This is a genomic window from Pseudomonas sp. GD03862 (assembly GCF_029840855.1).
In the GTDB taxonomy this organism is placed as follows: domain Bacteria; phylum Pseudomonadota; class Gammaproteobacteria; order Pseudomonadales; family Pseudomonadaceae; genus Aquipseudomonas; species Aquipseudomonas alloputida.
Window position 1 is genome coordinate 12,385 of record NZ_JAOCDI010000011.1, and the last position, 22,041, is coordinate 34,425.

A 22,041-nucleotide genomic window follows, 5' to 3' on the forward strand; every position below is an offset into this window, starting at 1 on the left:
GGAAGATGCCTTGTTCAAAGTTGCTGGGTAATGAGGGACATGGCCCGGTCTATCTGCTGCTCGTCGTTGAGCAGGCTTGGCGCCAGGCGGATCACCGGGCCGACGTCGCGATATACGGCGTCGCACATCACCTTGTTGGTGGTGAGGTGCGCGGCGACGGCGTCGGCATCACGATCCTTGATGCGGAAGAAGGTGAAACCGGCGGAGAACTGTTCGCTGCGCGGGGTCACCAGCTGGATCTGGCGGTGCTCGAGCAGGCGCTGTTTGAGCAGGCTGTTGAGCTGGTGGATGCGCTGCTGCACCTCGGCCTTGCCCAACTGCAGGTGCAGCTTGAACGCTTCGCCGGCGGCCCAGCGGTGCTCGAAGGCGTGGTAGCCGCCCGGGGTCATGATGGTGGCGAAGTCCTCATCGCGGGAGAAGGTGGCGACGCTGGGCACCAGGTGCTGCATGCCGGTGGAGGCGGCGCAGATGATCCCGGTGCCGCGCGGGCCGAACATCCACTTGTGGGTACCGGCGATGAAGTAGTCGCAGTTGAAGTCGGCGAAGCGGGCGTTCTCCACGCCGAAGCCATGCACGCCGTCGACCACATACAGGATGCGCTCGGCTTCGCTGCGCTCGCGGTTGTGTCGGCGCACCAGTTCACCGATCTCGCCCACCGGCAGCTTGACGCCGCTGCCAGAGTGCACCCAGGTCATGCCCAGCACCCGGGTGTTGGGCTTGATGGCCTTGTCGAGGATGCTCAGCACCTGGTCGGTGGAGACCGTCCATGGGTCGTCGAACAGGCGGATCTGGCGCACCGCGGTGCCCTGGCGCTGGTTGCGGAACTCCAGCGCCTTCTGTGCGGAATAGTGTTCGTGCTCGGTAATCAGGATCTCCTGCCCGGCGCCGACTTTGAGGCCGCCATAGATCATCGCCAGGCCTTCGGTGGTGCTGCCGGTCAGGGCGATCTGGCGCGGGCCGACCGCCAGGTAGCGTGCGGCCCACTCGCGTACTTCATCCTCGCGCTGCCATTCGTACTGGCTTTCCCAGTCCATCAGCGCGGCGGGGTTGCGGTCGAGGTCGGCGCGGTGGCGGTCGATGGCGGCCTGCACCGGGCGTGGGTGGGCGGTGACCAGGAAGTTGGCGAAGTGCGCCACGTTGGGGGCGAGGGGGAACAGCTCACGCAGGTTGCGCCATTTGTCGGCGCCGCTCAGCGGCTTGTCGGGGCTATCGGCCAGGGCCTGGGGCAGCAGCGGCAGGCTGGCGGCCAGCAGGCCAGCCTGCTTGAGAAAGGTGCGACGGTTGCTCATGGAAGACAGGCTCGACTCAACGGTTGGCGACGGGGTGGGCGGCTTTCTGCACTTGCTCCCAGGCGCGCAGGAAGTTGCCTGCCCAGAGTTTCGCGATGTCCGTTTCGCTGTAGCCTCGGGTCAGCAGCTCGGCGGTGACGTTGCGGATTTCGCCGACGTTGTTCCAACCGTCCAGGCCGCCGCCGTCGTTGAAATCCGAGCTGATGCCGACATGGTCGATGCCGACTTTCTTCACCGTATAGTCGATGGCGTCGACGTACTGCGCGAGAGTAGCCTTGGGTTCTTCTTCCAGAGTGCTGTACAGCGCGCTTGCGTATTCGCCGAAACGCGCTTCGGGCCAGATGGCGATCACCGCATCGCCCGGCATCAGGGCGTTGGCCAGGCCCTGCAGGGGTTGCAGGTCGAAGCGCGCGCGCAGGGCGTCGAGTTTTTCCATCACCGGCTTGCTCAGGGGCTTGAGGTACTGGCCGAAGCCGACCACCTGGATGACACCGCCGCTGTCCTTGATCAACTGCATCTCCTTGTCGGAGAGGTTGCGAGGGATGTCTACCAGCGCCCGGGGCGCGGAGTGCGAGGCGACCATTGGTGCGCGGGTAAGGCGGGCGACATCTTCAAGCGCCAGGGTGGACATCTGCGATACGTCGATGATCACGCCCAGATCGTTGAGGCGCTTGACCGCCTGCTCACCCAGCGGCGACAGGCCACCGAGGGCATCGGCGGTGTCGTTGAAGAACGGCAGTGGGCGCGAGGAATCGGCCCAGTCGTTGTTGCCTGTGTAGCTGAAGCCGAACATGCGCATGCCGCGCGCAGCCCACAAGTCCAGCTGCGACAGGTCGTGGCCCAGTGGGTAGGCGTTGAGCATGCTGATGAAGATGGCGAACTTGCCTTCGCCATTGAGCCGGCGGAAGTCATCGGGGGTGTAGGCGATGCCGACCTGGTTGGGAAAGTCCCGGACCATCCCGCTGATGATCTTGTAGCGAGCTTCCTGTTCCTGCCGGGCGGCATCGACGAAGCCGGGGGTAGGGCGGTGCGGGGCGTTTGGGCCGTTCCAGATTTCCGGCCAGCCGAAGATGGTCAGCGCCGCACCGGACAGGCGACCACGGTTGGCCTTGACCAGGTCGAACTGGCCCGGGCCGTCCTTGTCGATTTCGTGGCCGGCGCTGCCCAGTTCGAGGGGCACGGTGACATGGCTGTCGAACGACAGCATGTGCTCGTGCAGGTCGTTGGCCTGTTGCACGATTTTCAGCGGGTAGCCGGCGTGCTGCTGTTGCCAGAAGAAATAGCCGGCGGCACCCCCCAGGGCGGCCACCAGGGCCAGGGGTAGGCCGATGTACAGGGCCTTGCGGGAACGGGTCTTGGTCATTGCCATCTCGTTGCACGATTGATCGGGGCGGCCTGCCGACATGAAGCGTGCTGCTTGGGCAGGGCTTGGGTATCAGGTGAACGAGCGACGGCCGGGCAAATTTATCGCCAGCTTCGAACCAGGCGGAGTCACGCCTGGCGCTAAATTTCGCCGATGGCGCAACGTTTTAGCCTTGGACGGGCCGTGCTCCACGGCCGCAATGAATGCTCAGGTAGTTGCAATGACGATTTCTCGACGCGGGTTCATCGCCGGTGTGGCATTGGCAGGCGTGGCGGTGCCCGGCGCGATGTATGCGCAGCACGTGCAACGCCAGCGGTTTGACGAGCAGTTTCCGGAAACCCCCGGCGAGGCGGTGGTGGAACTGGCCGACGCGGCGCTGCAGCAATTGGGCGACACCTTGCGCGGTATCTGGCGTTTTACCCTGCAAGGGGAAGATGCCGGGCTGCCCGGCCTGCCTGAGGGTGAGTTGGAAATGTTTCTCGATGTTGCCCCAAGTGGCCGCGGCCTGCGTGGTTACCTGGACACGCCTGAGCGCCTGCGTGGCTCCGAGGAGCCACGTTACCGAGTGCTTGGTGACCTGCTGGTGGATACGAACAGGGCCTTGCGTTGGCGGCTGTTTCCTACCTGGCCGGGGGAAGACCAGGCGGGCTACCAGTGCACGGTGGTGCTCGACGAAGTCTGGGGTGGGTTCGGTAATGCCGGGCAGGCCACCCTGAATGGGCGCATCGCGGCGCTGGGGCGTTCGTTGACCCTACCCGTGCAGGACAACAAATTTCTTGCGCTCAAGCGCAGTTTCCCCGAGGCACGCGAGCGCACGCCTTTGTCCTCGGCCTTGCTGGCCTGGCTGATTGCGCCGGAGCACCGTCTGTTCCACCAGTTGTGGCATGCCTCGCGTGACAAGTGGCACAACCTCGACAAGGACAAGCAGGCGGCCCTACGCGGCTTGGGTTGGCAGCCTGGGCCGCGCGACCAGGAGCGTGACGCCCGTGGCCGGCACAAGGATCGCAATGGCTCGGGCGAGGACTTTTTCTTCATGCACCGACACATGCTGCGTGCCGCTCGGGCCATCCAGGACCTGCCGTCATGGGCGCGTTTCCCACTCCCGCAGCCAGAGCTCGAACGCGACCGCGTCGGCTTCGCCAGCTATTTCGACAACCATGACGGTACGGCCTTGCCACCCACCTGGCTGGCTTCGGACGATGCCGCCTATACCCAGTGGGTGCGCGATATCAAGACGCCGGATACCTTCCACGGTAACTTCCAGGTCTGGGAGTCGAGGTACACCGACCCGCATTACCTGAGCACCCTCACCCTAGGGCAGTTCGGTTCGCAGATGGAGTTGGGCCTTCACGATTGGTTGCACATGCGCTGGGCCTCGGTGCCGCGCGACCCGTCCAGCGGCTTGCCGGTGCCGTTCGCGCGCCAGCCGGAGGACTTTGCCGCACGCTGGTTCGAAGCGGAAAACGACTTTCTCGGCGACCCGTTCTCGTCCCATGTAAACCCGGTGTTCTGGCACTTCCATGGTTGGATCGATGACCGTATCGAAGATTGGTTCCGCGCCCATGAGCGCGCGCATCCCGGCCAGGTGCGGCGCACCGAGGTCAACGGTGTACCGTGGTTCGCGCCGGGGCGTTGGGTAGAGGTAGCCGACCCATGGCTGGGGCCGGATACCCATGGCTGTTCGACTGTGCCGGGGCTGCGGCCGGGCCGCAGTGTGGAGATGGACCCAGAGACCATGAAGCTGGCGCTGCGTATCATCTTCGCTGATGACGACCTGTTTGCCAGCTTGCGGCCGAAGGTGCCGCAGCGGCCCTGGTATGCCCGCAACCTGAAACTGGCGCGGCGCTGACACCGTGCGGGTTCAGCCTAATGCCAGTGTTAGGTAATCTTGGGCCGCTTTGCGGCCCATCGCCGGCAAGCCAGCTCCCACAGGAATGGCGTAATTACCTGTGGGAGATCACCCAGCCCCTTGACGCTATCTGACAGGCATCAGCGCTCGACCTGCCAGCCACCTCCCAATGCCTTGTACAACGCTACGCTGCCCTGCAGCCGAGCCAGGTGCAGTTGCGCCTGTTGGTCCTGGGCGACATACAGCGTGCGCTGGGTTTCCAGCACGGTCAGCAACGTCTCGGCGCCGGCGCTGTAGCGCTGCTGCGCAAGGTCGAAGGCGGTGCGGGCTTCCTGTACCTCCTGGTCCTGCCACTGCTGCTGGCGGTCTACGCCATGGATCGCATTGAGCGCTTTTTCCACGTCGGCGAAGCCTGCCAGGATTGCGGCGCGATAGTCGTGCAGCAGCTCTTCCTGTTCGGCACTGGCCAGTTCGCGTTCGGCGCGCAGGCGGCCGTTGTTGAAGATGGGTGCGACAATGCCGGCAGTCAGGGTATAGAAGGGGCTGTCGAGAATATCGCCGAAGGTCCGTGCACCGCTGCCCAGGTCCGCTCCCAGGGTCAGCTTGGGCAACATGGCGGCCCTCGCCACTTGTACGTTGGCGCTGGCGGCGGCCAGTCGGGCCTCGGCAGCGGCAATGTCGGGGCGCCGGCCGAGCAGGTCGCTGGGCACGCCGCTGCCGATCGCCGGCCAGCGCAGGGCGCCGATCGATTCGTTGGTGTCCGGCAATGCCTGCACCGGATCACCGAGCAAGGTGGCGAGGGTGACCCGGTTGTCCTGCCATTGCTGCTCCAGCAGGGGCACCTGGCGCTCTTGTGCCGCCACCAGGCTGCGTTGCTGCGCCAGCTCCAGTCGCGTGGCCGAGCCAGAACGCTGGCGTGCCTCGACCAGGCCCAGCACGTCCCGGGCGTTTTTGAGGTTGAGGCGAGCGATACGCAGCTGTTCCTCCAGGGCCAGGCCCTGTAGGTAGCTATCGGCGACGGCGCTGGTCAGGGTCAGCTCCACCGTCTGGCGATCGAAGCGGCTGGCGTCCAGGCCATGCAGGGCGCTGTCGCGGGCGGCGCGGATGCCGCCCCAGAAATCGACCTCGTAGCTGGCGCTCAAGCGTGTGCCGAGTGAGGTACTGGTGCGCTCGCTGCTGCTGGCGTCGAGTTGGTCGTTGCCGTCGCCGCGCAACAGGCGCTGGCGGCTGCCGTCCAGGCCGAACGTCAGTTCCGGCAGCAGCGGAGCGCCGGCGATCACGGCTTGGGCTTGGGCCTGGCGCACCCGTGCCGCGGCGGCGGCCAGGTCGTGGCTGTTGTGCCGGGCGCGTTCGATCAGACGGTCCAGCTCGCGGCTGGCGAAGGCTTGCCACCAATGGGCATCCGGCAGGGTCTGGCTGGGAGCGTCGGCACGGGATTGCCAGGTTGGCGGCGCGGCAATACCGGCCTCGGGGGCGGGCGGTGTGCTGCAGGCGGCCAGGGCCAGGCTGAGGGTCAACAGGCTGATGCGGCTTGGCAATGTCATGGGCTATACGCTGGTAAGGGCTTTGACCGGATCGAGGCGAGCAGCCTTGCGGGCCGGCATGAAACCGAACACCACGCCGGTGATGACGGCGCAGGTGAAGGCGCCGAGAATGGCGGGTAGGGCGAATGCCACGGCGATGCCGGCGAGCATCAGGCCGCCACCGATGCACAGTGCCAGCACGATACCCGTCACCCCGCCGACCATTGACAGCATCACCGCCTCGCTGAGGAACTGACGCAGGATATCGCGCTGACGGGCGCCGGTGGCCATGCGGATGCCAATCTCGCGGGTACGTTCGCGCACGGTCATGAGCATGATGTTCATCACGCCGATACCGCCGACCAGCAGGGAAATCGCGGCGATGGCACCGAGCATCAGCGACAGGCTGTTCTGGGTGCGCGCTTCGGCCTGGATCAGTGCGGCGTCGTTGGTCAGTTCGAAGTCCTGCTTGCCTTGATGGCGCTGGCGCATCAGGTGGGCGATTGCCCGCTCGGTCTCACTAACCCGGCTCGAATCGGCAGCTGCGATGATCACGTATTCCGGGTCTTGCTTGCCGAACAGGCGCACGGACGCGGCGGAGTAGGGCACCACGATGCGCTCGTCGCTGTCCTGGTCGCCGGAGCTGGCACCTTTGCCGGCGAGCAGGCCGACCACTTGGAAGGGCACGTTGCCGATCAGCAAGTACTGGCCCAGCGGATCGCTGCCAGGCTCCATGAGCTTGTCCCGGACCTTCTGGCCGATCACAGCGACGGCGGCGGCAGCCTGTTCGTCAGCTTCGGTGAAGAAGTTGCCTTCGACGACTGGCCAGTTGAGGATCTCGGAGAACTGGGTGTTATTGCCGCCGACGTAGAACTGCTGGTTGTTGTTGCCGTGGCGCACGGTCAACTGGTCGCCGATCACCGGCATGATGCGCTGGACCTGGGGTAACTGGGCGATGGCGGCGACATCGTCCAGCGTGACGATGCCGGCCGGTTCGCGCAGCGTGGCGTGGCGGCCACTGAGGTAGAGGATGTTCGAGCCGAACGCCGCCATCTGCGCCATGACCTGGCGCTTGCTGCCTTCGCCGACAGCCAGCATCACTACCACCGAGGCCACGCCGATGACGATGCCGAGCAGGGTCAGGGCGGTGCGGAAGCGGTTGATCCACATGACCCGCCAGGCCGCTTGCAGGGCTTCGAGCAATTCGCCCTTCCAGGCCCCGCGCAAGGTGGCGCCGCGGTCCAGTCGCTGGCGCAGGTCGTCGGCCTGCAGGCCTGGATGCGTTTCGTCGGGGGGCTGGTCGGCCGCCGAGTCGCTGATCATCAGGCCGTCGCGGATCTCGATCACCCGTCGCGCCCGGGCCGCTACTTCACGGTCGTGGGTGATGAGGATGATCACATGGCCCTGGCTGGCCAGCTCGTCGAGCAGGGCCATGACTTCGGCGCCGCTGTGGCTGTCCAGGGCGCCGGTGGGTTCGTCGGCGAGGATGATGTGGCCGCCGTTCATCAGGGCTCGGGCGATCGACACCCGCTGTTGCTGGCCGCCAGACAACTGGTGCGGCCGGTTGCCCGTGCGGCTGGCCAGGCCGAGGCGTTCGAGCAGGGCTGCGGCGCGGGCATGGCGCTCGGCGGCCGGGGTGCCGGCATAGATGGCTGGCATTTCGACGTTTTCCTGGGCCGAGCCGGAGGGGATCAGGTGGTAGCCCTGGAATACGAAACCAAAGGCTTCGCGCCGCAGCCAAGCCAGTTCGTCGCTGTCCAGTTCGGCAACGTCCTTGCCAGCGAAGCGAAAACTACCGCTGGTGGGGCGATCGAGGCAGCCAAGGATGTTCATCAGGGTCGACTTGCCCGAGCCGGAGGCGCCGACGATGGCGACGAACTCGCCAGGGTGGATGCTCAGGCTGATGCCGCGCAGCACTTCCACCTTCGGCGAATCGATGCCGCCGTAGTGCTTGCGGATGTCAGTGAGTTCAATCAGGGGCGCTGTCATTCAACCTCCGCTGGCGGCTGGGGCGCCGATGACCAGTTGCTCGCCTTCGGCGAGGCCATCGAGTATCTGTACACGCAGGCGGTCGCTCAGGCCGGTGCGCACCTTGCGCTGTTCAATCTTGCCGTCACGGGTGAACACCTGGGCCAGGCGCAGGCCTTCGTCTTCGGCATCATCCAGGGCTGCCAGCGGCGCCGTGAGCACTTGGCTGGCCTGGCCGGCGACGAAGAATACCTGGGTGGTCATTTCGGCCATCAGGGCCCCATCCGGGTTTTCCACATCGAGCAGCACGGTGTATTGCACCACTTGGGCGCCAGTTGTGCCGGCGGTGACGCTGGCGGGGCTGCCACCGCCCTGACTGGTCTGATCCAGCGGCCTGGGCGGGATCGGCAGGATTTGGCGCACAGTGCTGGTCCAGCGGCGCTTGCCGCCGGCCAGGGTGGTGAAGTAGGCGGTCATGCCGGGTCTGACCTTGCCGATGTCGGCTTCGGACACCTGTGCCCAGACGGTCATCGGCGAGAGTTTGGCGATGCGCAAGATCAGCGGTGTTTGCTGCTGGGCGTTGAGCGTTTGGCCTTCGCGGGCATCCACCGCCACCACAGTGCCGTCCATGGGCGCATAGATGCGGGTGTAGCCCAGCTCTGCCTGGTCGCTGCGCAGGCTGGCCTGGGCCTGGAGGATCTGCGCCTGGTACATGTCGATGCGGGCCTGGGTCACCTTGAGCTGGGCATCGGCGATTTGCAGGTCTTCCTCGCGGGTGGCACCGGCAGCGGCCAGGTCGCGCTGGCGCTTGAGTTGTTGCTGGGCCAGGCGGTACTGGGCACGCTGCTCGGCCAACTGGGCCTTGAGGTTTTCGATCGAGTATCGGCCGGCATCAAGCCTGGCCTGCTGGGTGGAAGGGTCGATTTCCACCAGCAACTGGCCTTGGCGGACCTGGTCGCCCGCTTCTACATGCAGGCGACGGATCTGCCCGGAGGCCTGGGCGCCGACGTCCACATAGCGGCGTGGTTGCAGCGTGCCGAGGGCGGTGACGCTGCTTTCTATATCGGCGCGGGTCACGGCCACGGTGTTGACCGGATGATTGTCCAAGGGCAAGGTCTTCCAGGCCAGCAGGCTGCCCAGGCCAAGCAGGCCCAGGCCACCGAAGAGGATGCGGCGGCGAGTATTGGGTAAGCGTCTCATGCGGACTTCCAGCCATGGATGTTGGCCATACGCAGCCAATCGAGGCGCGCAGGGAGGTCCCAGTTAGACGAAGACGAGTGGGCGGGATTTACCCGCACTGGAGGGGGAGGCTGTGTGTTGCTGAGAATAATTATAATTTGTAAGATTGCAAGCTGATATCACACACTCCCGCGCCTCTGCCGCCGTCCAGGCAGGGTGGCGCCAGGTACCGTCGTGGAACATTATTATCGTGAACTGGTGAGCTTCCTTTCCGCACGCCTTGGCAGTCGCCAAGCGGCGGAAGACGTTGCCCACGATGCATACCTGCGGGTACTGGAGCGCACCGACACCGAGCGCATCGAGCACCCGCGCGCCTTCCTCTACCGCACCGCGCTAAACCTGGTGGTCGACCGCCACCGCCGCCACCTGGTGCGCCAGGCCGAGCCGCTGGAGGTGCTGGATAGCGACGAGCGCTGGCATACTCCGGCGCCGGCCCACGACATGCAGCAGGACCAGCGCCTGGCGCTGATGCAGCGTGCCCTGGATGAGCTGAGCAAGGTCTGCCGCGAGTGCTTCTTGCTGCGCAAGCTCGACGGCCTGTCGCACCAGCAGATCGCCGATCGGCTGGGCATCTCGCGCAGCCTGGTGGAAAAGCACATCGTCAATGCCATGAAGCACTGCCGGGTGCGCATGCGGCAATGGGAATCCTGATTGCCAGGTTAAAGGCAAATGCAAATTCCGTCAGTCAATCACTTGATTTATGCGGCTTTCCCGACTTCTATCAAAGAAGACCGCTGCCAGGCATGGCCCTGGCAATAGCCGTTACCGGCGCAGTATGGTCATGGAGCGTGCCCATTACCTAATGGCCCAGGTCCGACCATGGCAAACAAGACCCTGCGCATCCTCATCGCCGATGCACACCCGTGCCAGCGCCTGCAACTGGAGCGGTTGCTCAATGGCCTGGGCTATTACCGGATAGCCCCCGTGGATAGCTTCGAGGAACTGCAGCGCCTGGTGCAGTGCGCCTTGCAGCCCTTTCACCTGTTGCTGGGCAATATCGAGTTGGCCAGCCATTGTGGCGTAGATCTGGAACGCTTCTGCCGCGTCAGCACACAAATCCAGCATGCCCTGCTTTACCATTCCAGCCAGTTGAAAGTGCCAGCAGTGCCGCAGACCGAGCGCCAGGCGGTCAGCCTGAGCCTGCCTCAGGCGCCTGATAACGAGGCGCTGGAGACATTCATGGCAATCATCGACGCCCCGATGGTGGTCGGCAAGCTACCGCTGCCGGGCACGCTGCCAGCCAGTACAGCGCGGCCACGGCCGCGAGCCAACTTCGCGCATACGGTGTTCAGCCGCTAGCGGTGCTGCCGGCGGGGCAATCGGGCAGCTATTTGTTATGCTCTTGCCCTTTGCCGATCTGCGGACCCTGCCATGACTGCCATCGATACCGCTCGCCCGCCCCGGTTCAGCCGCGGCGACCATCGGACCCTGGGCCTGGCGGCGCTGGGCGGCGCGCTGGAAATCTACGACTTCATCATTTTCGTGTTCTTCGCGCTGACCCTCAGCCAGCTGTTCTTCCCGCCGGAGATGCCCGAATGGCTGCGCCTGCTGCAAAGCTTCGGGATCTTCGTCACCGGCTATCTGGCGCGGCCGCTGGGCGGCATCCTGATGGCGCACTTCGCCGACCATCTGGGGCGCAAGCGGGTATTCAGCCTGAGCATCCTGATGATGGCCCTGCCGTGCCTGCTGATCGGAGTGATGCCGACCTATGCCGACATCGGCTATGCCGCCCCGCTGATCCTGTTGGCCTTGCGCATCCTCCAGGGTGCTGCCGTAGGCGGTGAAGTGCCAAGCGCCTGGACGTTCGTTGCCGAGCACGCGCCAAACGGGCGGCGCGGCTATGCCCTGGGCTTTCTGCAGGCCGGGCTGACCTTCGGCTACCTGCTGGGGGCGCTGACCGCAACCTTGCTGGCGCAACTGTTCACTCCGCAGGAAATCCTCGATTACGCCTGGCGCTACCCGTTCCTGTTGGGTGGGGTGTTCGGTGTGATTGGTGTGTGGCTGCGCCGCTGGCTCAGTGAAACACCGGTGTTCCTCGCCTTGCGCGCGCGCCAGGAGCAACCTGTGACGTTTCCGCTGCGGCGAGTGCTGGGCGAGCACCGCCGGGCGTTGATCCCTGCCGCGTTGCTGACCTGTGTGCTGACCTCGGCGGTGGTGGTGCTGGTGGTGATCACGCCGACGGTGATGCAGCAGCGTTTCGGCATGAGTGCCGGGCACACCTTCGCGCTGAGCAGCGTGGGCATCGTCTTCCTCAACATTGGCTGCGTGCTGGCCGGGCTGCTGGTCGACCGTGTGGGTGCCTGGCGCGCGCTGATGCTGTATAGCCTGTTGCTGCCGCTGGGTATCGGCGCGTTGTACGCCAGCCTGGTGGGGCAGTGGGGCATGACCTGGCTGGCCTATGCGCTGGCGGGGTTGAGCTGCGGCGTGGTGGGGGTGGTGCCCTCGGTGATGGTGGGGCTGTTCCCAGCGCAGATCCGCGTTTCGGGCATTTCCTTCACCTACAACGTGGCCTACGCATTGTGGGCCAGTACCACGCCGTTGGCACTGATTGCGCTGATGCCGTGGAGCCCGTGGGTGTGTGTCGGGTTTTGTCTGATCATGGGCGCGGTGGGGCTGCTGACGGCCTTGTATTTCGGGCGTCGTGAGCCTTTGGTGTTTGCGGCGGAGCCGATACCGGTCATGTGCGGCGACAAATGAGCCGGTAACGGCTGCGGGACACTGGGGCAGACTTCCAGGTGGGGGCTATTGGAATAACCTATTAGCCAAATTTAACCTGGAAGGTTAATTTCTCATGGAAAAGAGAACGCCTCATTGCCCGCTGGAGCGGGTAAGAGCACTGGTGGGCGCTGGCCGCATCAGCCCTACAACCGCTTCCTTACGAGGCGCTCAGGCCTTGGGAATGGAATATGCGGACATGCTGGAGGTCATCACCGGTCTGGAGCGCAGAGATTTCTACAAAAGCATGACCAGTTATGCCGACCACCGCGTTTGGCAAGATGTCTATCGGCCGCTTACGGTAAAGGGATATCTGTACCTGAAACTGTCAGTGGTAGATGACGCGCTCATCGTGTCTTTCAAGGAGTTGTGAACATGAGATGCCCAATTTGCGGAGGTGCCGAGCTCGCGCTAGACACTCAGGACATGCCCTACCGGTATAAGGGGGAATCGACCCTGATACCTGATGTGACGGGCGATTACTGTTCTGTCTGTGGTGAGGCAGTGCTAAGTCATGACGAGGCTATGCGAGTCAGCGATCTGATGTCTGCCTTCAATCGCCAAGTCAATGCTCTAGACGTTGATCCCGATTTCATCGTTTCCGTACGCAAGAAATTTGATCTGGATCAGCGGGAGGCTGGGGAAATATTCGGTGGAGGAGTCAATGCTTTTTCACGTTATGAGAATGGCAAAACCAAACCGCCGGTGGCGCTGATCAAATTGTTCAAGTTGCTCGACCGTCACCCGGAGCTCTTTGAGGAAGTCAGGACTGCGTGAGGCGGTTGCCCGGCCTTGCTTGGGTTTCCAAATGACACTGTCTGTAGGCGCGGATAGCCAACAAAAAGCCCCCGGCCCATAAGGACCGGGGGCTTTTTGTTGCCGCAAGGGCAGGGGCCTTACATGTTCGGGTAGTTCGGCCCGCCAGCGCCTTCAGGGGTGACCCAGGTGATGTTCTGGGCCGGGTCTTTGATGTCGCAGGTCTTGCAGTGCACGCAGTTCTGCGCGTTGATCTGGAAACGCTTGTTGCCGTCTTCTTGGGTGACCACCTCGTACACGCCGGCCGGGCAGTAGCGCTGGGCTGGCTCGTCGTACAGCGGCAGGTTGCTGGCGATCGGTACGCTCGGATCGGTCAGCTTCAGGTGGCAGGGTTGTTCCTCTTCGTGGTTGGTGCTGGAGAGGAATACCGAGCTGAGCTTGTCGAAGCTGAGCTTGCCGTCCGGTTTCGGGTAGTCGATCTTTTTCGAATCGGCGGCCAGCTTGAGGCAGGCATAGTCCGGCTTGGTGTCGTGCAGGGTGAACGGCAGCTTGCCACCGAACCAGTTCTGGTCGACATAGTTGAACGCCGCGCCCAGCAGCGGGCCGAACTTGTGCATGGCCGGGCCGAAGTTGCGGCTGGCGAACAGTTCTTCGTACAGCCAGCTGGCCTTGAAGGCGCTGACATAGCTGTTCAATTGATCGCCGCCTTCGCTGCCGGCGATCAATGCGTCGGCCACTGCTTCGGCTGCGAGCATGCCGGACTTCATCGCGGTATGGCTGCCCTTGATCTTGGCCACGTTCATGGTGCCCAGGTCGCAACCGATCAGCGCGCCACCATTGAAGACCATTTTCGGCAGCGAGTTGATGCCGCCCTTGGCCAAGGCGCGGGCGCCGTAGCTGATGCGCTTGCCGCCTTCGAGGTACTGGCTGATCACCGGGTGGTGCTTGAGCCGCTGGAATTCGTCGAACGGCGACAGGTAGGGGTTGGCATAGGACAGGTCGACGATCAGGCCGACCACCACCTGGTTGTTTTCCAGGTGATAGAGGAACGAGCCACCGGTGTTTTCCTTGGCCACCACGTCCAGCGGCCAGCCGGCGGTGTGCACCACCAGGCCCTGTTCGTGCTTGGCCGGGTCGATTTCCCAGATTTCCTTCAGGCCGATGCCGTAGTGCTGGACGTCGGACTCGCTGTCGAGGTTGAAGCGCTTGATCAGCTGCTTGCCGATGTGGCCACGGCAGCCTTCGGCGAACAGGGTGTACTTGGCGCGCAGTTCCATGCCCGGGGTGTACAGGCCGTCCTTGGGGTTGCCTTCACGATCGACACCGAGGTCGCCGGTGACGATGCCGCGGACCACGCCGTTGTCGTCGAACAGCGCTTCCTGGGCGGCGAAGCCCGGGTAGATCTCCACACCGAGGTTCTCGGCCTGCTGGGCCAGCCAGCGGCACAGGTTGCCCAGCGAGATGATGTAGTTGCCATGGTTGTGCATGGTCTTGGGCACGAACAGGTCAGGCACCTTGGTCGCGCTACCGGCATCCTTGAGCACGTAGATGTCGTCGCGCTTCACTTCGGTGTTCAGCGGTGCGCCGAGTGCTTTCCAGTCGGGGAACAGCTCGTTCAGGGCGCGGGGCTCGAACACTGCGCCAGAGAGGATGTGGGCGCCGACTTCAGAGCCTTTCTCCACCACGCAGACGCTGATTTCGCTACCGGCTTCGGCGGCCTTCTGCTTCAGGCGGCAGGCGGCGGACAGGCCCGCCGGGCCGGCGCCGACGATGACCACGTCGAATTCCATGTATTCGCGTTCCACTGGTTCTCTCCTACTCATCAAGGCTCGTGCTGTTGCTTTGTCTTATGGGTGCGGGGCATTCGCAGCGGTTCTACGCAACGGCGGAACTGTAGCTGGGCAAATGACGGACTACACCGTTTTGTCTTGGCCGCGCATTATATCTACACCACTTGGCGGGTCCAATACAAACGTTTGTTTGAATTTGCCGCAGGCCAGTAAAATCACAGGAACGCGGCTGGAGGGTGACCGATTTGCCGTATTGACCGGAATGGGTGTTACGGTCAAGATACGAGCGGTTTTACGTTCGCCGTAGGCTTGCAGCCGGGCGCAGGTACACCTCTAAAGACCAGGTGTGGAGCAGGGTTTTGCGGGCTTAGGCCGGTTTGTAGTGGAGTTTACACGCCACGACAGGAAATGACCCGTGAGGATTTGTCGCAAGAGTCCGAACAAGACTGTTCGGTCACTGTGAAGTTGCTGCCTCCCAATACGTTTTTAGAGGTGCCCTTGTACCCACGCGCATCGCTGGGCTATGCCCCAGGCGACTATCTATTCACCGGAGAGTAACGAGGAATCCATGAAGGTTCTTGTAGCTGTCAAACGAGTGGTCGACTACAACGTCAAGGTTCGCGTCAAAGCGGACAACTCCGGCGTCGACCTTGCTAACGTCAAGATGTCCATGAACCCCTTCTGCGAAATCGCCGTGGAAGAAGCCGTACGCCTGAAGGAAAAAGGCGTTGCGACCGAGATCGTCGTGGTTTCCGTCGGCCCGACCACCGCTCAGGAGCAACTGCGTACTGCCCTGGCCCTGGGTGCCGACCGTGCCATCCTGGTAGAAGCCGCTGACGAACTGAACTCCCTGGCCGTGGCCAAGGCGCTGAAGGCCGTTGTCGACAAGGAGCAGCCGCAGCTGGTCATCCTCGGCAAGCAGGCCATCGACAGTGACAACAACCAGACCGGCCAGATGCTGGCCGCGCTGACTGGCTTCGCCCAGGGTACCTTTGCGTCCAAGGTCGAAGTCGCTGGCGACAAGCTGAATGTCACCCGTGAAATCGATGGCGGCCTGCAGACCGTTGCACTGAACCTGCCCGCGATCGTCACCACCGACCTGCGCCTGAACGAGCCACGCTACGCGTCGCTGCCGAACATCATGAAGGCCAAGAAGAAGCCACTGGAGACTGTTACTCCAGACGCACTGGGCGTTTCCCTCGCCTCCACCAACAAGACCGTGAAGGTTGAAGCCCCGGCTGCCCGCAGCGCTGGCATCAAGGTCAAATCGGTGGCCGAACTGGTCGAGAAGCTGAAGAACGAAGCGAAGGTAATCTAAATGACTATCCTGGTTGTCGCTGAATACGAGGCCGGCGCCGTAGCCCCGGCCACCCTGAACACTGTCGCTGCAGCCGCCAAGATCGGTGGTGATGTGCACGTCCTGGTCGCTGGCCAGAACGTCGGTGGCGTTGCCGAATCCGCTGCCAAGATCGCCGGCGTTGCCAAGGTGCTGGTGGCTGATAACGCCGCCTACGCCCACGTCCTGCCGGAAAACGTCGCGCCGCTGATCGTCGAGCTGGCCAAGGGTTACAGCCATGTGCTGGCCCCGGCTACCACCAACGGCAAGAACATCCTGCCACGTGTTGCCGCGCTGCTGGACGTGGACCAGATCTCCGAGATCATCTCGGTCGAGTCCGCCGACACCTTCAAGCGCCCGATCTACGCGGGTAACGCCATTGCCACCGTGCAATCGAGCGCGGCCATCAAGGTGATCACCGTGCGTACCACCGGCTTCGACGCCGTGGCCGCCGAAGGTGGTTCGGCTGCCGTCGAGGCTGTTGGCGCTGCGCACAACGCCGGTATTTCGGCTTTCGTTGGCGAAGAGCTGGCCAAGTCAGACCGCCCAGAGCTGACTGCAGCCAAGATCGTCGTTTCCGGCGGCCGTGGCATGGGCAACGGTGACAACTTCAAACACCTGTACAGCCTGGCCGACAAGCTCGGCGCTGCGGTTGGTGCTTCGCGCGCCGCAGTCGACGCAGGCTTCGTGCCGAACGACATGCAGGTCGGCCAGACCGGCAAGATCGTTGCGCCACAGCTGTACATCGCCGTCGGTATCTCCGGCGCGATCCAGCACCTGGCCGGCATGAAAGACTCCAAAGTGATCGTGGCGATCAACAAGGACGAAGAAGCGCCGATCTTCCAGGTGGCCGACTACGGCCTGGTCGCTGACCTGTTCGAAGCGGTTCCGGAGCTGGAAAAGCTGGTCTGATCCGCCTGCTTCACTTATAAAGAACCCGGCCCTCGTTTTGAGGGTCGGGTTTTTTTATGGCTTGAGGGGTGAGGGATGAGGTTGCGCGGAACGGGCAGGGTGCTGGCATGTGTGGCGCTGTTGGTGTCACCACTGGCCATGGCCGCAGGCAAGTGCGAGCGCCTGGTGGCGACCGGTAGCCCAGATGCGCCGCCCTATTCGTGGCAAGACCCGAAAGACCCCGGGCACCTGATTGGCGCCAACGTCGACCTGTTGCGCCAGGTGGCTGGCGAACTGGGTGTGAAGGTCGAGGTGCTGAGTGCCGGTCGCCGTGATCAGGCGCTGGAAGAGGTGCGCAGTGGGCGCATGGACCTGCTGCTCGACACCCCCTTGCAGGTGGAGCAACTGACCGCGCTGGACTACATCCATCCGCCGTTGCAGCTCAATGAGTACCTGGTGTGGACCCGCCATGATGCAGCGGTGACCTTTGATGGCCCGGCCGATCTGGCCAGATACCAGGGCAGTTTGTCCGAGCGTGCACGCCTGACCCCGGCCTTTACTGCGTTCGCCAAGGCCCAGCTCAAGCTGGTGCCGGCGCAAAACCTGACCCAGGCCTTTCAGAAACTGGTACTCGGCCAGGTGGACTATGTGCTGGCTGGCCGTTACTCCGGTATGGCCATGGCCCAGAGCCTGGGCATGAGCAATGACCTGATAGCCCGCGGCTTGCCGGTGGACAGGCCGGGCCTGTACCTGGCGCTGTCGCACAACTCGGCGTGCAATGACAGCTGGTTGCGTGGGCAATTGGCAAAAAAACTGACAGAATTGCCGATCTCTGGTGCATCCGAAGCTGTGCTGCAACGAAATGTCGAGCGCTGGAAAGCGCAGATGCAGGTACCGGCGGACGCCCCCAAACACTAGGAAGATTGCGTGAGAACCCAACCACTAATCCTTGCCCTGGCCGTGCTCGGCCTGGCTGGCTGCGCCAATGATCCGGCCCCTGAAGAGCAGATGCGCATTTCCGAACAGGCACTGGACCAGGCCAAGGCCGTCGGCGCCACTGAGCAGGTCGAAACGCTGAAACTGGCTGAAGACAAGTTGGCCCGCGCCAAGTCCAACATGCTTACCCAGGACTACCGCGATGCGCGCATGCGCGCTGAGCAAGCCGAGCTGGATGCGCGCCTGGCCGAGGCCCAGGTGCTGAACCAGAAGAGCGAAGAGCAGCTGCAGGTGCTGCAGTCGCGGGTCAAGCGCTTGCGCAAGCAACTGGAGGTGCAGCCATGATCCGTCGTACGCCTTTGGCTGCACTGGCATTGTTGGCGCTGACGGCAGGTTTGCAAGGTTGCGCCAGCCAGCGCAGCAGTGCCGCGCTGGATGAGGCCACCGTCGCCTTCCAGGGGGTCAAAGATGATTCCGATGTGCTGCGCAGCGCGCCGCGTGACGTGATTCGGGCGGGTGAGTCGTTGGCTCGCGCCGAGCGCCTGTCCAGTTACATCGGCACCGGTTCCGATGTGCGGCATTATGCTTACCTCAGCCAGCGCTACAGCGAGATTGCCCGCGAGCATGCCAAGCTGGCGCTGAACCAGGAGCGCCAGGCCAAGCTCGACCTGGAGCGCCAGCGCCTGCAGCTGGCCTTGCGTGAGGCCAAACTGGCCAGCGTGCAGCAGCAGGGCAAGTGGGTTGAGTCGCAGATTGCCGCGTTGGCTTCGGAGCAGGCCGACCGTGGCTTGGTGATGACCTTGGGCGATGTGCTGTTCGATACCGGCAGTGCCGACCTGAAGAACTCGGCCAGCCGGACTGTGCTCAAGCTGGTGCAGTTCCTGCAGCTCAACCCGCGCCGGGTAGTGCGTATCGAGGGCTATACCGACAGTACTGGCGCGGGCGAGGAGAATCTCAAGCTGTCGCGCGACCGGGCGCAGTCCGTGGCCGACATGCTAGTGGACCTGGGCATCGACGAAAAGCGCCTGCAGGTTGAAGGCTATGGCGACCAGTACCCGATCGAGGCCAATGCTTCGGAGCGGGGCAGGGCGCAAAACCGTCGAGTGGAGATCGTATTCTCCGATGACAAGGGTCGGCTCGCGCCAGCGCGCTGAGTCTTGTCGAAACGGGCCGCTTTGCGGCCCGTTTTATGTCGGATTAATCGTTTCGATAGCGGTCACGCTGTTGTATTGTCGACTATGTTGCAATCTGTCCCAGTACACTTTGCAACTGTTACGGTATTCTCTACCGTCAGTGACCCGTACAAGAATAACGAGCATGTCGACATGACCAACCTGCTGCTGTACCAGCGTATCGCCCAGCAACTGGCCGATGATATCCGTCGCGGCGTCTACCAGCCAGGCGAGCGGGTACCCTCCGTGCGCAAGATGAGCGCCCAGCTCAACGTCAGCCATGCCACGGTGTTGCAGGCCTATGCCAATCTTGAGGACCAAGGGCTTATCCGGGCGCGGCCGCAGTCTGGCTATTACGTGCACCAGACCCCTGCCTTGACCGCGCAAACCCCGGACATCGCTCGGGTGGAGCGCCCGGGCCTGGTCACGCGCGCCAGCATCATCCAGCAGGTGCTGACTGAGGCGCGCCGCGATGGTGTGTTCCCGTTTGGCGCTGCTGTGCCGCATGTCGACTACCTGCCAGTGCGCGCCCTGCATCAGCAAATCGCCAAGGTGACGCGCTTCCATAGCCCGCGCGCCTTCAGCTACATGTTCAGCCCCGGTTTCGAGCCGCTGCGCCGACAGATCGCCATACGCATGCGCGATGCCGGCGTGCTGGTCGACCCGCGCGAAGTGATCGTGACCCATGGGTGTGTCGATGCCCTGCAGATGTCGCTGCGGGTGCTGACCCGCCCAGGTGACCTGATCGCCGCCGAGTCACCGACCTATTACGGCTTGCTGCAGTTGGCTGACCTGCTGGGTTTGAAAGTGATCGAAATCCCCAGTGACCCGTCCACCGGTATCAGCCTCGAAGCCTTGCAACTGGCGGCTAACCAATGGTCGATCAAGGCGCTGGTGCTCACTGCGCGCTTGAGCAACCCGCTGGGCGGCACCGTTCCCGAAGAGCGGCAAAAGCAATTGCTGCGCCTGGCCTCGGACTTCGATATCCAGATCATCGAGGATGACATCTACGGTGAGCTGATGTTCGAGCAGGGCAAGACCAAGGCGCTGAAGGCGTTCGACCGGCTGGACCGGGTGATCTACTGTTCGAGCTTCTCCAAGACCCTGTCCCCTGGCGTGCGGGTGGGGTGGATGATCGCCGGGCGTTACCAGGACGAGATTCAGCGCCTGCAGACGTTTACCACCCACTCGGCCTGTAGCGTGACGCAGATGGGCGTGGCAGCCTACCTGGAGAATGGCGGCTACGATCGGCATCTGCGCTACATACGCCAGGAATATCGCAAGAACCTCAGTGCCTATCAGCTGGCAGTGCAGCAGCACTTCCCCGAGGGTACCCAGATGACCCGGCCGACAGGCGGCTTCATTCTCTGGGTGAGCCTGCCTGGTCGGGTCAATACCCAGGAGTTGCATGTGCGCGCGCTGGAGCAGGGCATCAGCATTGCGCCAGGACTGATATTCAGTAACACAGAGCAGTTCAACCACTGTGTCCGACTCAACTGCGGCATACCTTGGAATAAAGAGGCCGAGCGGGCTGTGATTACGCTCGGTTTGCTGGCGCAGCAGTTGTGCAGGGAGACTGCGGTCACGCTGTTGTAAGGCTTGCAAGCCGCCTGTGGAACAGGGAGCATAGGCATTTTTCCTGCCAGTCTGTCCATTTGCCATGAACGCTTCGCGCTGCTTTGTCCTGATCGTGTGCCTTCTGACGTTCTGCTGCCCGGTCGTCCCTGCCTTGGCTGCGCAACCGGCAAACCAGACTCAGGCAGCTCAGGGCAAGCACGTGCCAAAAAAGGCGACTGCCAAGCCTGTACACAAGCCGGTCAGCAAAGCGGTTGCCAAGCCCTTGCCCAAGACAAATCTGGACCTCAGCCTGCCCGTTGATATGGTCGACAAACTTGAGCCGGATGTGGGCACGCCTTCGCCAATCCAGCGGCGCAAACCTTTGTTGCCGCCCATGTTCACAGAAAAGCCAGAGACCAATGACAGTCCGTATCAGCTCAATGGCCGGCTGATCAACAACGAAATGCAGCTGCAACTGCGCAATGACAGCCGTCATGACGTGGAAGGAGCTGCCATCGATTTCGAGTATCGCCAATAGGCGGGAACTGACTGCCAGGTCACAGCAGATTTCATCGTGCCAGCAATTTCAAACGACTGTTTGAGCGGTTACTATCCAGGGACGTTCGTCCCGTTTTGTTCCAGGGAGTCCTGATTTTGGTGAATAGCCATGCAATGCCGTGAGGGCTGTGGTGCCTGCTGCATCGCCCCGTCCATCACTTCTGCGATGCCGCGAATGCCCAATGGCAAGCCGGCGGGTGAGCGCTGCCTGCACCTGACTGCGGCCAACCTTTGCGACCTGTTTGGCAAGCCTGAGCGGCCGGCGGTGTGCGGTGGTTTCAAGGCAGATGTCGAGGTGTGCGGCAGTGATCGTGACGAGGCAATCAGGATTCTTGGCTGGTGGGAGCAGATGACGGCGGCGTGACAGGCTGGATCTTCGACAACAAGGATAAACATGATGAGATCGTTCAAGCGTATTGCACTGCTGTGTGGTGTGGGTGTTCTGCTGTCGCCTGTGGCCTGGGCTGAAAACTGGCAAGTGGCCAAGGACGAGGAGGGCATCAAGGTGTCCCTCAGTGAGGTGGCCGGGTCCAAGTACAAGGCCTATCGCGGTGTGATCGTGATCAAGGCGCCGCTGGCCAAGGTCGAGGCGCTGCAGGAGGACGTGTCCGGGGCCTGTGCCTGGATTCACGAATGCAAGTCGCAGAAGCTGCTCAAGCACGAAGGTGACCAGAGCTGGACCTATACCCAGTTCAATACGCCATGGCCGGTGACGCCGCGTGATTCCGTGCTGCACATTACGACCGTCAAGGAGGCGGATGGCAGCCTGACCCGTAACCTGAAAGAAGAGCCGACTTACCTGCCGGAAGAGAAGGGTTTTGTTCGGGTGGCAAAAGTCGACGGCTTCTGGAAGCTGGTGCCCAAGGGTGACAGCACTGAAGTGACCTACCAGGTGCACACCGAGCCAGGTGGTAGCGTGCCGGCGATGGTGGCCAACAAGTTCGTGGTGGATGCGCCGTTCAATACCCTGAAAGGGCTGCGCGAGCGGGCGGAGAAAAACTGAGGTTTTGTGGTGTCTGTGCCGGCCTCTTCGCGGGCTTGCCCGCTCCCACAGGTACAGCGCAGCCCTCGAGATCTGTGCAGTACCTGTGGGAGCGGG

21 protein-coding genes are annotated in these 22,041 nt (G+C 63.1%); 15 read left to right on the plus strand and 6 right to left on the minus strand.

The window, feature by feature from the left end:
- Window positions 1–14: 14 nt before the first annotated feature.
- Together N5D53_RS09740 and pvdM are read right to left on the minus strand one after the other, a co-directional pair.
- Window positions 15–1,289 (minus strand): aminotransferase class V-fold PLP-dependent enzyme, encoded by a 1,275-nt coding sequence (locus tag N5D53_RS09740; protein ID WP_279840225.1) that lies wholly within the window; start codon window positions 1,287–1,289, stop codon window positions 15–17.
- A gap of 16 nt (window positions 1,290–1,305) precedes the next feature.
- Window positions 1,306–2,652, minus strand: coding sequence for a pyoverdine-tailoring dipeptidase-like protein PvdM (pvdM, locus tag N5D53_RS09745; RefSeq protein ID WP_104961112.1), 1,347 nt, complete (start codon window positions 2,650–2,652; stop codon window positions 1,306–1,308).
- Window positions 2,653–2,872: 220 nt separating this feature from the next.
- Here pvdM and N5D53_RS09750 point away from each other — a divergent pair, with 220 nt between their 5' ends.
- Window positions 2,873–4,501: a twin-arginine translocation signal domain-containing protein gene (locus tag N5D53_RS09750; protein ID WP_064493130.1), complete on the plus strand. Its 1,629-nt coding sequence runs from the start codon at window positions 2,873–2,875 to the stop codon at window positions 4,499–4,501.
- 140 nt (window positions 4,502–4,641) lie between these two features.
- Here N5D53_RS09750 and N5D53_RS09755 read toward each other — a convergent pair whose 3' ends face one another.
- Genes N5D53_RS09755 through N5D53_RS09765 form a run of 3 tightly spaced genes read right to left on the minus strand, consistent with a single transcriptional unit; the run spans window position 4,642 to window position 9,192 of the window.
- Window positions 4,642–6,045 carry an efflux transporter outer membrane subunit gene (locus tag N5D53_RS09755; protein ID WP_129933755.1) on the minus strand — a complete coding sequence of 468 codons (1,404 nt, stop codon included), beginning with the start codon at window positions 6,043–6,045 and terminating at the stop codon, window positions 4,642–4,644.
- Between the two features lie 3 nt (window positions 6,046–6,048).
- A complete protein-coding gene (locus N5D53_RS09760) occupies window positions 6,049–8,013 on the minus strand; it encodes a MacB family efflux pump subunit (RefSeq protein WP_064493132.1) in 1,965 nt (654 codons plus the stop codon).
- The gene (locus N5D53_RS09765; RefSeq protein WP_064493133.1) at window positions 8,014–9,192 is read right to left on the minus strand and encodes an efflux RND transporter periplasmic adaptor subunit; all 1,179 of its coding nucleotides are present in this window, start codon (window positions 9,190–9,192) and stop codon (window positions 8,014–8,016) included.
- A 213-nt stretch (window positions 9,193–9,405) separates the two neighbouring features.
- On the opposite strand from N5D53_RS09765, the gene N5D53_RS09770 reads away from it, so the two are divergent.
- From N5D53_RS09770 to N5D53_RS09790, 5 genes are all read left to right on the plus strand, one after another.
- Window positions 9,406–9,882 (plus strand): sigma-70 family RNA polymerase sigma factor, encoded by a 477-nt coding sequence (locus N5D53_RS09770; protein WP_104961115.1) that lies wholly within the window; start codon window positions 9,406–9,408, stop codon window positions 9,880–9,882.
- A gap of 168 nt (window positions 9,883–10,050) precedes the next feature.
- On the plus strand, window positions 10,051–10,530 hold the full coding sequence (locus N5D53_RS09775; RefSeq protein WP_019437855.1) for a hypothetical protein: 480 nt from the start codon (window positions 10,051–10,053) through the stop codon (window positions 10,528–10,530).
- A 72-nt stretch (window positions 10,531–10,602) separates the two neighbouring features.
- Window positions 10,603–11,928, plus strand: coding sequence for an MFS transporter (locus N5D53_RS09780; RefSeq protein WP_104961116.1), 1,326 nt, complete (start codon window positions 10,603–10,605; stop codon window positions 11,926–11,928).
- Between the two features lie 94 nt (window positions 11,929–12,022).
- Window positions 12,023–12,319 carry a type II toxin-antitoxin system MqsR family toxin gene (locus N5D53_RS09785; RefSeq protein ID WP_023389615.1) on the plus strand — a complete coding sequence of 99 codons (297 nt, stop codon included), beginning with the start codon at window positions 12,023–12,025 and terminating at the stop codon, window positions 12,317–12,319.
- A 2-nt stretch (window positions 12,320–12,321) separates the two neighbouring features.
- Window positions 12,322–12,723, plus strand: coding sequence for a type II toxin-antitoxin system MqsA family antitoxin (locus tag N5D53_RS09790; protein ID WP_019437852.1), 402 nt, complete (start codon window positions 12,322–12,324; stop codon window positions 12,721–12,723).
- Window positions 12,724–12,842: 119 nt separating this feature from the next.
- On the opposite strand, the gene N5D53_RS09795 is transcribed toward N5D53_RS09790, so the two are convergent.
- Entirely contained in the window at window positions 12,843–14,525 is a 1,683-nt protein-coding gene (locus N5D53_RS09795) for an electron transfer flavoprotein-ubiquinone oxidoreductase (protein WP_023389616.1), read from the minus strand.
- Between the two features lie 535 nt (window positions 14,526–15,060).
- Here N5D53_RS09795 and N5D53_RS09800 point away from each other — a divergent pair.
- The 9 genes from N5D53_RS09800 (at window position 15,061) to N5D53_RS09840 (ending at window position 21,945) form a co-directional block, all read left to right on the plus strand.
- Window positions 15,061–15,810 carry an electron transfer flavoprotein subunit beta/FixA family protein gene (locus N5D53_RS09800; protein ID WP_003254232.1) on the plus strand — a complete coding sequence of 250 codons (750 nt, stop codon included), beginning with the start codon at window positions 15,061–15,063 and terminating at the stop codon, window positions 15,808–15,810.
- Window positions 15,811–16,740 (plus strand): FAD-binding protein, encoded by a 930-nt coding sequence (locus N5D53_RS09805; protein WP_010954958.1) that lies wholly within the window; start codon window positions 15,811–15,813, stop codon window positions 16,738–16,740. It begins immediately after the preceding gene.
- A 75-nt stretch (window positions 16,741–16,815) separates the two neighbouring features.
- Window positions 16,816–17,637, plus strand: coding sequence for a transporter substrate-binding domain-containing protein (locus N5D53_RS09810; protein WP_104961117.1), 822 nt, complete (start codon window positions 16,816–16,818; stop codon window positions 17,635–17,637).
- Window positions 17,638–17,646: 9 nt separating this feature from the next.
- Window positions 17,647–18,000 (plus strand): DUF4398 domain-containing protein, encoded by a 354-nt coding sequence (locus tag N5D53_RS09815; protein WP_010954956.1) that lies wholly within the window; start codon window positions 17,647–17,649, stop codon window positions 17,998–18,000.
- The gene (locus N5D53_RS09820) at window positions 17,997–18,809 is read left to right on the plus strand and encodes an OmpA family protein (protein ID WP_010954955.1); all 813 of its coding nucleotides are present in this window, start codon (window positions 17,997–17,999) and stop codon (window positions 18,807–18,809) included. Before N5D53_RS09815 ends, N5D53_RS09820 begins: the two co-directional genes overlap by 4 nt.
- Window positions 18,810–18,980: 171 nt before the next feature.
- Window positions 18,981–20,423, plus strand: a complete 1,443-nt coding sequence (locus N5D53_RS09825) for a PLP-dependent aminotransferase family protein (protein WP_003254223.1) — start codon at window positions 18,981–18,983, stop codon at window positions 20,421–20,423.
- 64 nt (window positions 20,424–20,487) lie between these two features.
- On the plus strand, window positions 20,488–20,922 hold the full coding sequence (locus N5D53_RS09830; protein ID WP_190869585.1) for a hypothetical protein: 435 nt from the start codon (window positions 20,488–20,490) through the stop codon (window positions 20,920–20,922).
- Between the two features lie 129 nt (window positions 20,923–21,051).
- Complete coding sequence (locus N5D53_RS09835) at window positions 21,052–21,306, plus strand: YkgJ family cysteine cluster protein (RefSeq protein WP_019437847.1); 255 nt, start codon at window positions 21,052–21,054, stop codon at window positions 21,304–21,306.
- A 33-nt stretch (window positions 21,307–21,339) separates the two neighbouring features.
- On the plus strand, window positions 21,340–21,945 hold the full coding sequence (locus N5D53_RS09840) for an START domain-containing protein (protein ID WP_190870189.1): 606 nt from the start codon (window positions 21,340–21,342) through the stop codon (window positions 21,943–21,945).
- Window positions 21,946–22,041 lie beyond the last annotated feature (96 nt).

Excerpts from the sequence above, each read along its gene's own strand:
- N5D53_RS09775 (WP_019437855.1), top strand. The coding sequence starts at position 10,051 with ATGGCAAACAAGACCCTGCGCATCCTCATCGCCGATGCACACCCGTGC.
- N5D53_RS09765 (WP_064493133.1), bottom strand. The coding sequence starts at position 9,192 with ATGAGACGCTTACCCAATACTCGCCGCCGCATCCTCTTCGGTGGCCTG.
- N5D53_RS09825 (WP_003254223.1), top strand. The coding sequence starts at position 18,981 with ATGACCAACCTGCTGCTGTACCAGCGTATCGCCCAGCAACTGGCCGAT.
- N5D53_RS09800 (WP_003254232.1), top strand. The coding sequence starts at position 15,061 with ATGAAGGTTCTTGTAGCTGTCAAACGAGTGGTCGACTACAACGTCAAG.
- N5D53_RS09830 (WP_190869585.1), top strand. The coding sequence starts at position 20,488 with ATGAACGCTTCGCGCTGCTTTGTCCTGATCGTGTGCCTTCTGACGTTC.
- N5D53_RS09805 (WP_010954958.1), top strand. The coding sequence starts at position 15,811 with ATGACTATCCTGGTTGTCGCTGAATACGAGGCCGGCGCCGTAGCCCCG.
- N5D53_RS09780 (WP_104961116.1), top strand. The coding sequence starts at position 10,603 with ATGACTGCCATCGATACCGCTCGCCCGCCCCGGTTCAGCCGCGGCGAC.
- N5D53_RS09820 (WP_010954955.1), top strand. The coding sequence starts at position 17,997 with ATGATCCGTCGTACGCCTTTGGCTGCACTGGCATTGTTGGCGCTGACG.
- N5D53_RS09750 (WP_064493130.1), top strand. The coding sequence starts at position 2,873 with ATGACGATTTCTCGACGCGGGTTCATCGCCGGTGTGGCATTGGCAGGC.
- N5D53_RS09840 (WP_190870189.1), top strand. The coding sequence starts at position 21,340 with ATGAGATCGTTCAAGCGTATTGCACTGCTGTGTGGTGTGGGTGTTCTG.
- N5D53_RS09810 (WP_104961117.1), top strand. The coding sequence starts at position 16,816 with ATGAGGTTGCGCGGAACGGGCAGGGTGCTGGCATGTGTGGCGCTGTTG.
- N5D53_RS09760 (WP_064493132.1), bottom strand. The coding sequence starts at position 8,013 with ATGACAGCGCCCCTGATTGAACTCACTGACATCCGCAAGCACTACGGC.
- N5D53_RS09755 (WP_129933755.1), bottom strand. The coding sequence starts at position 6,045 with ATGACATTGCCAAGCCGCATCAGCCTGTTGACCCTCAGCCTGGCCCTG.
- N5D53_RS09740 (WP_279840225.1), bottom strand. The coding sequence starts at position 1,289 with ATGAGCAACCGTCGCACCTTTCTCAAGCAGGCTGGCCTGCTGGCCGCC.
- N5D53_RS09835 (WP_019437847.1), top strand. The coding sequence starts at position 21,052 with ATGCAATGCCGTGAGGGCTGTGGTGCCTGCTGCATCGCCCCGTCCATC.
- N5D53_RS09785 (WP_023389615.1), top strand. The coding sequence starts at position 12,023 with ATGGAAAAGAGAACGCCTCATTGCCCGCTGGAGCGGGTAAGAGCACTG.
- N5D53_RS09795 (WP_023389616.1), bottom strand. The coding sequence starts at position 14,525 with ATGAGTAGGAGAGAACCAGTGGAACGCGAATACATGGAATTCGACGTG.
- N5D53_RS09790 (WP_019437852.1), top strand. The coding sequence starts at position 12,322 with ATGAGATGCCCAATTTGCGGAGGTGCCGAGCTCGCGCTAGACACTCAG.
- pvdM (WP_104961112.1), bottom strand. The coding sequence starts at position 2,652 with ATGACCAAGACCCGTTCCCGCAAGGCCCTGTACATCGGCCTACCCCTG.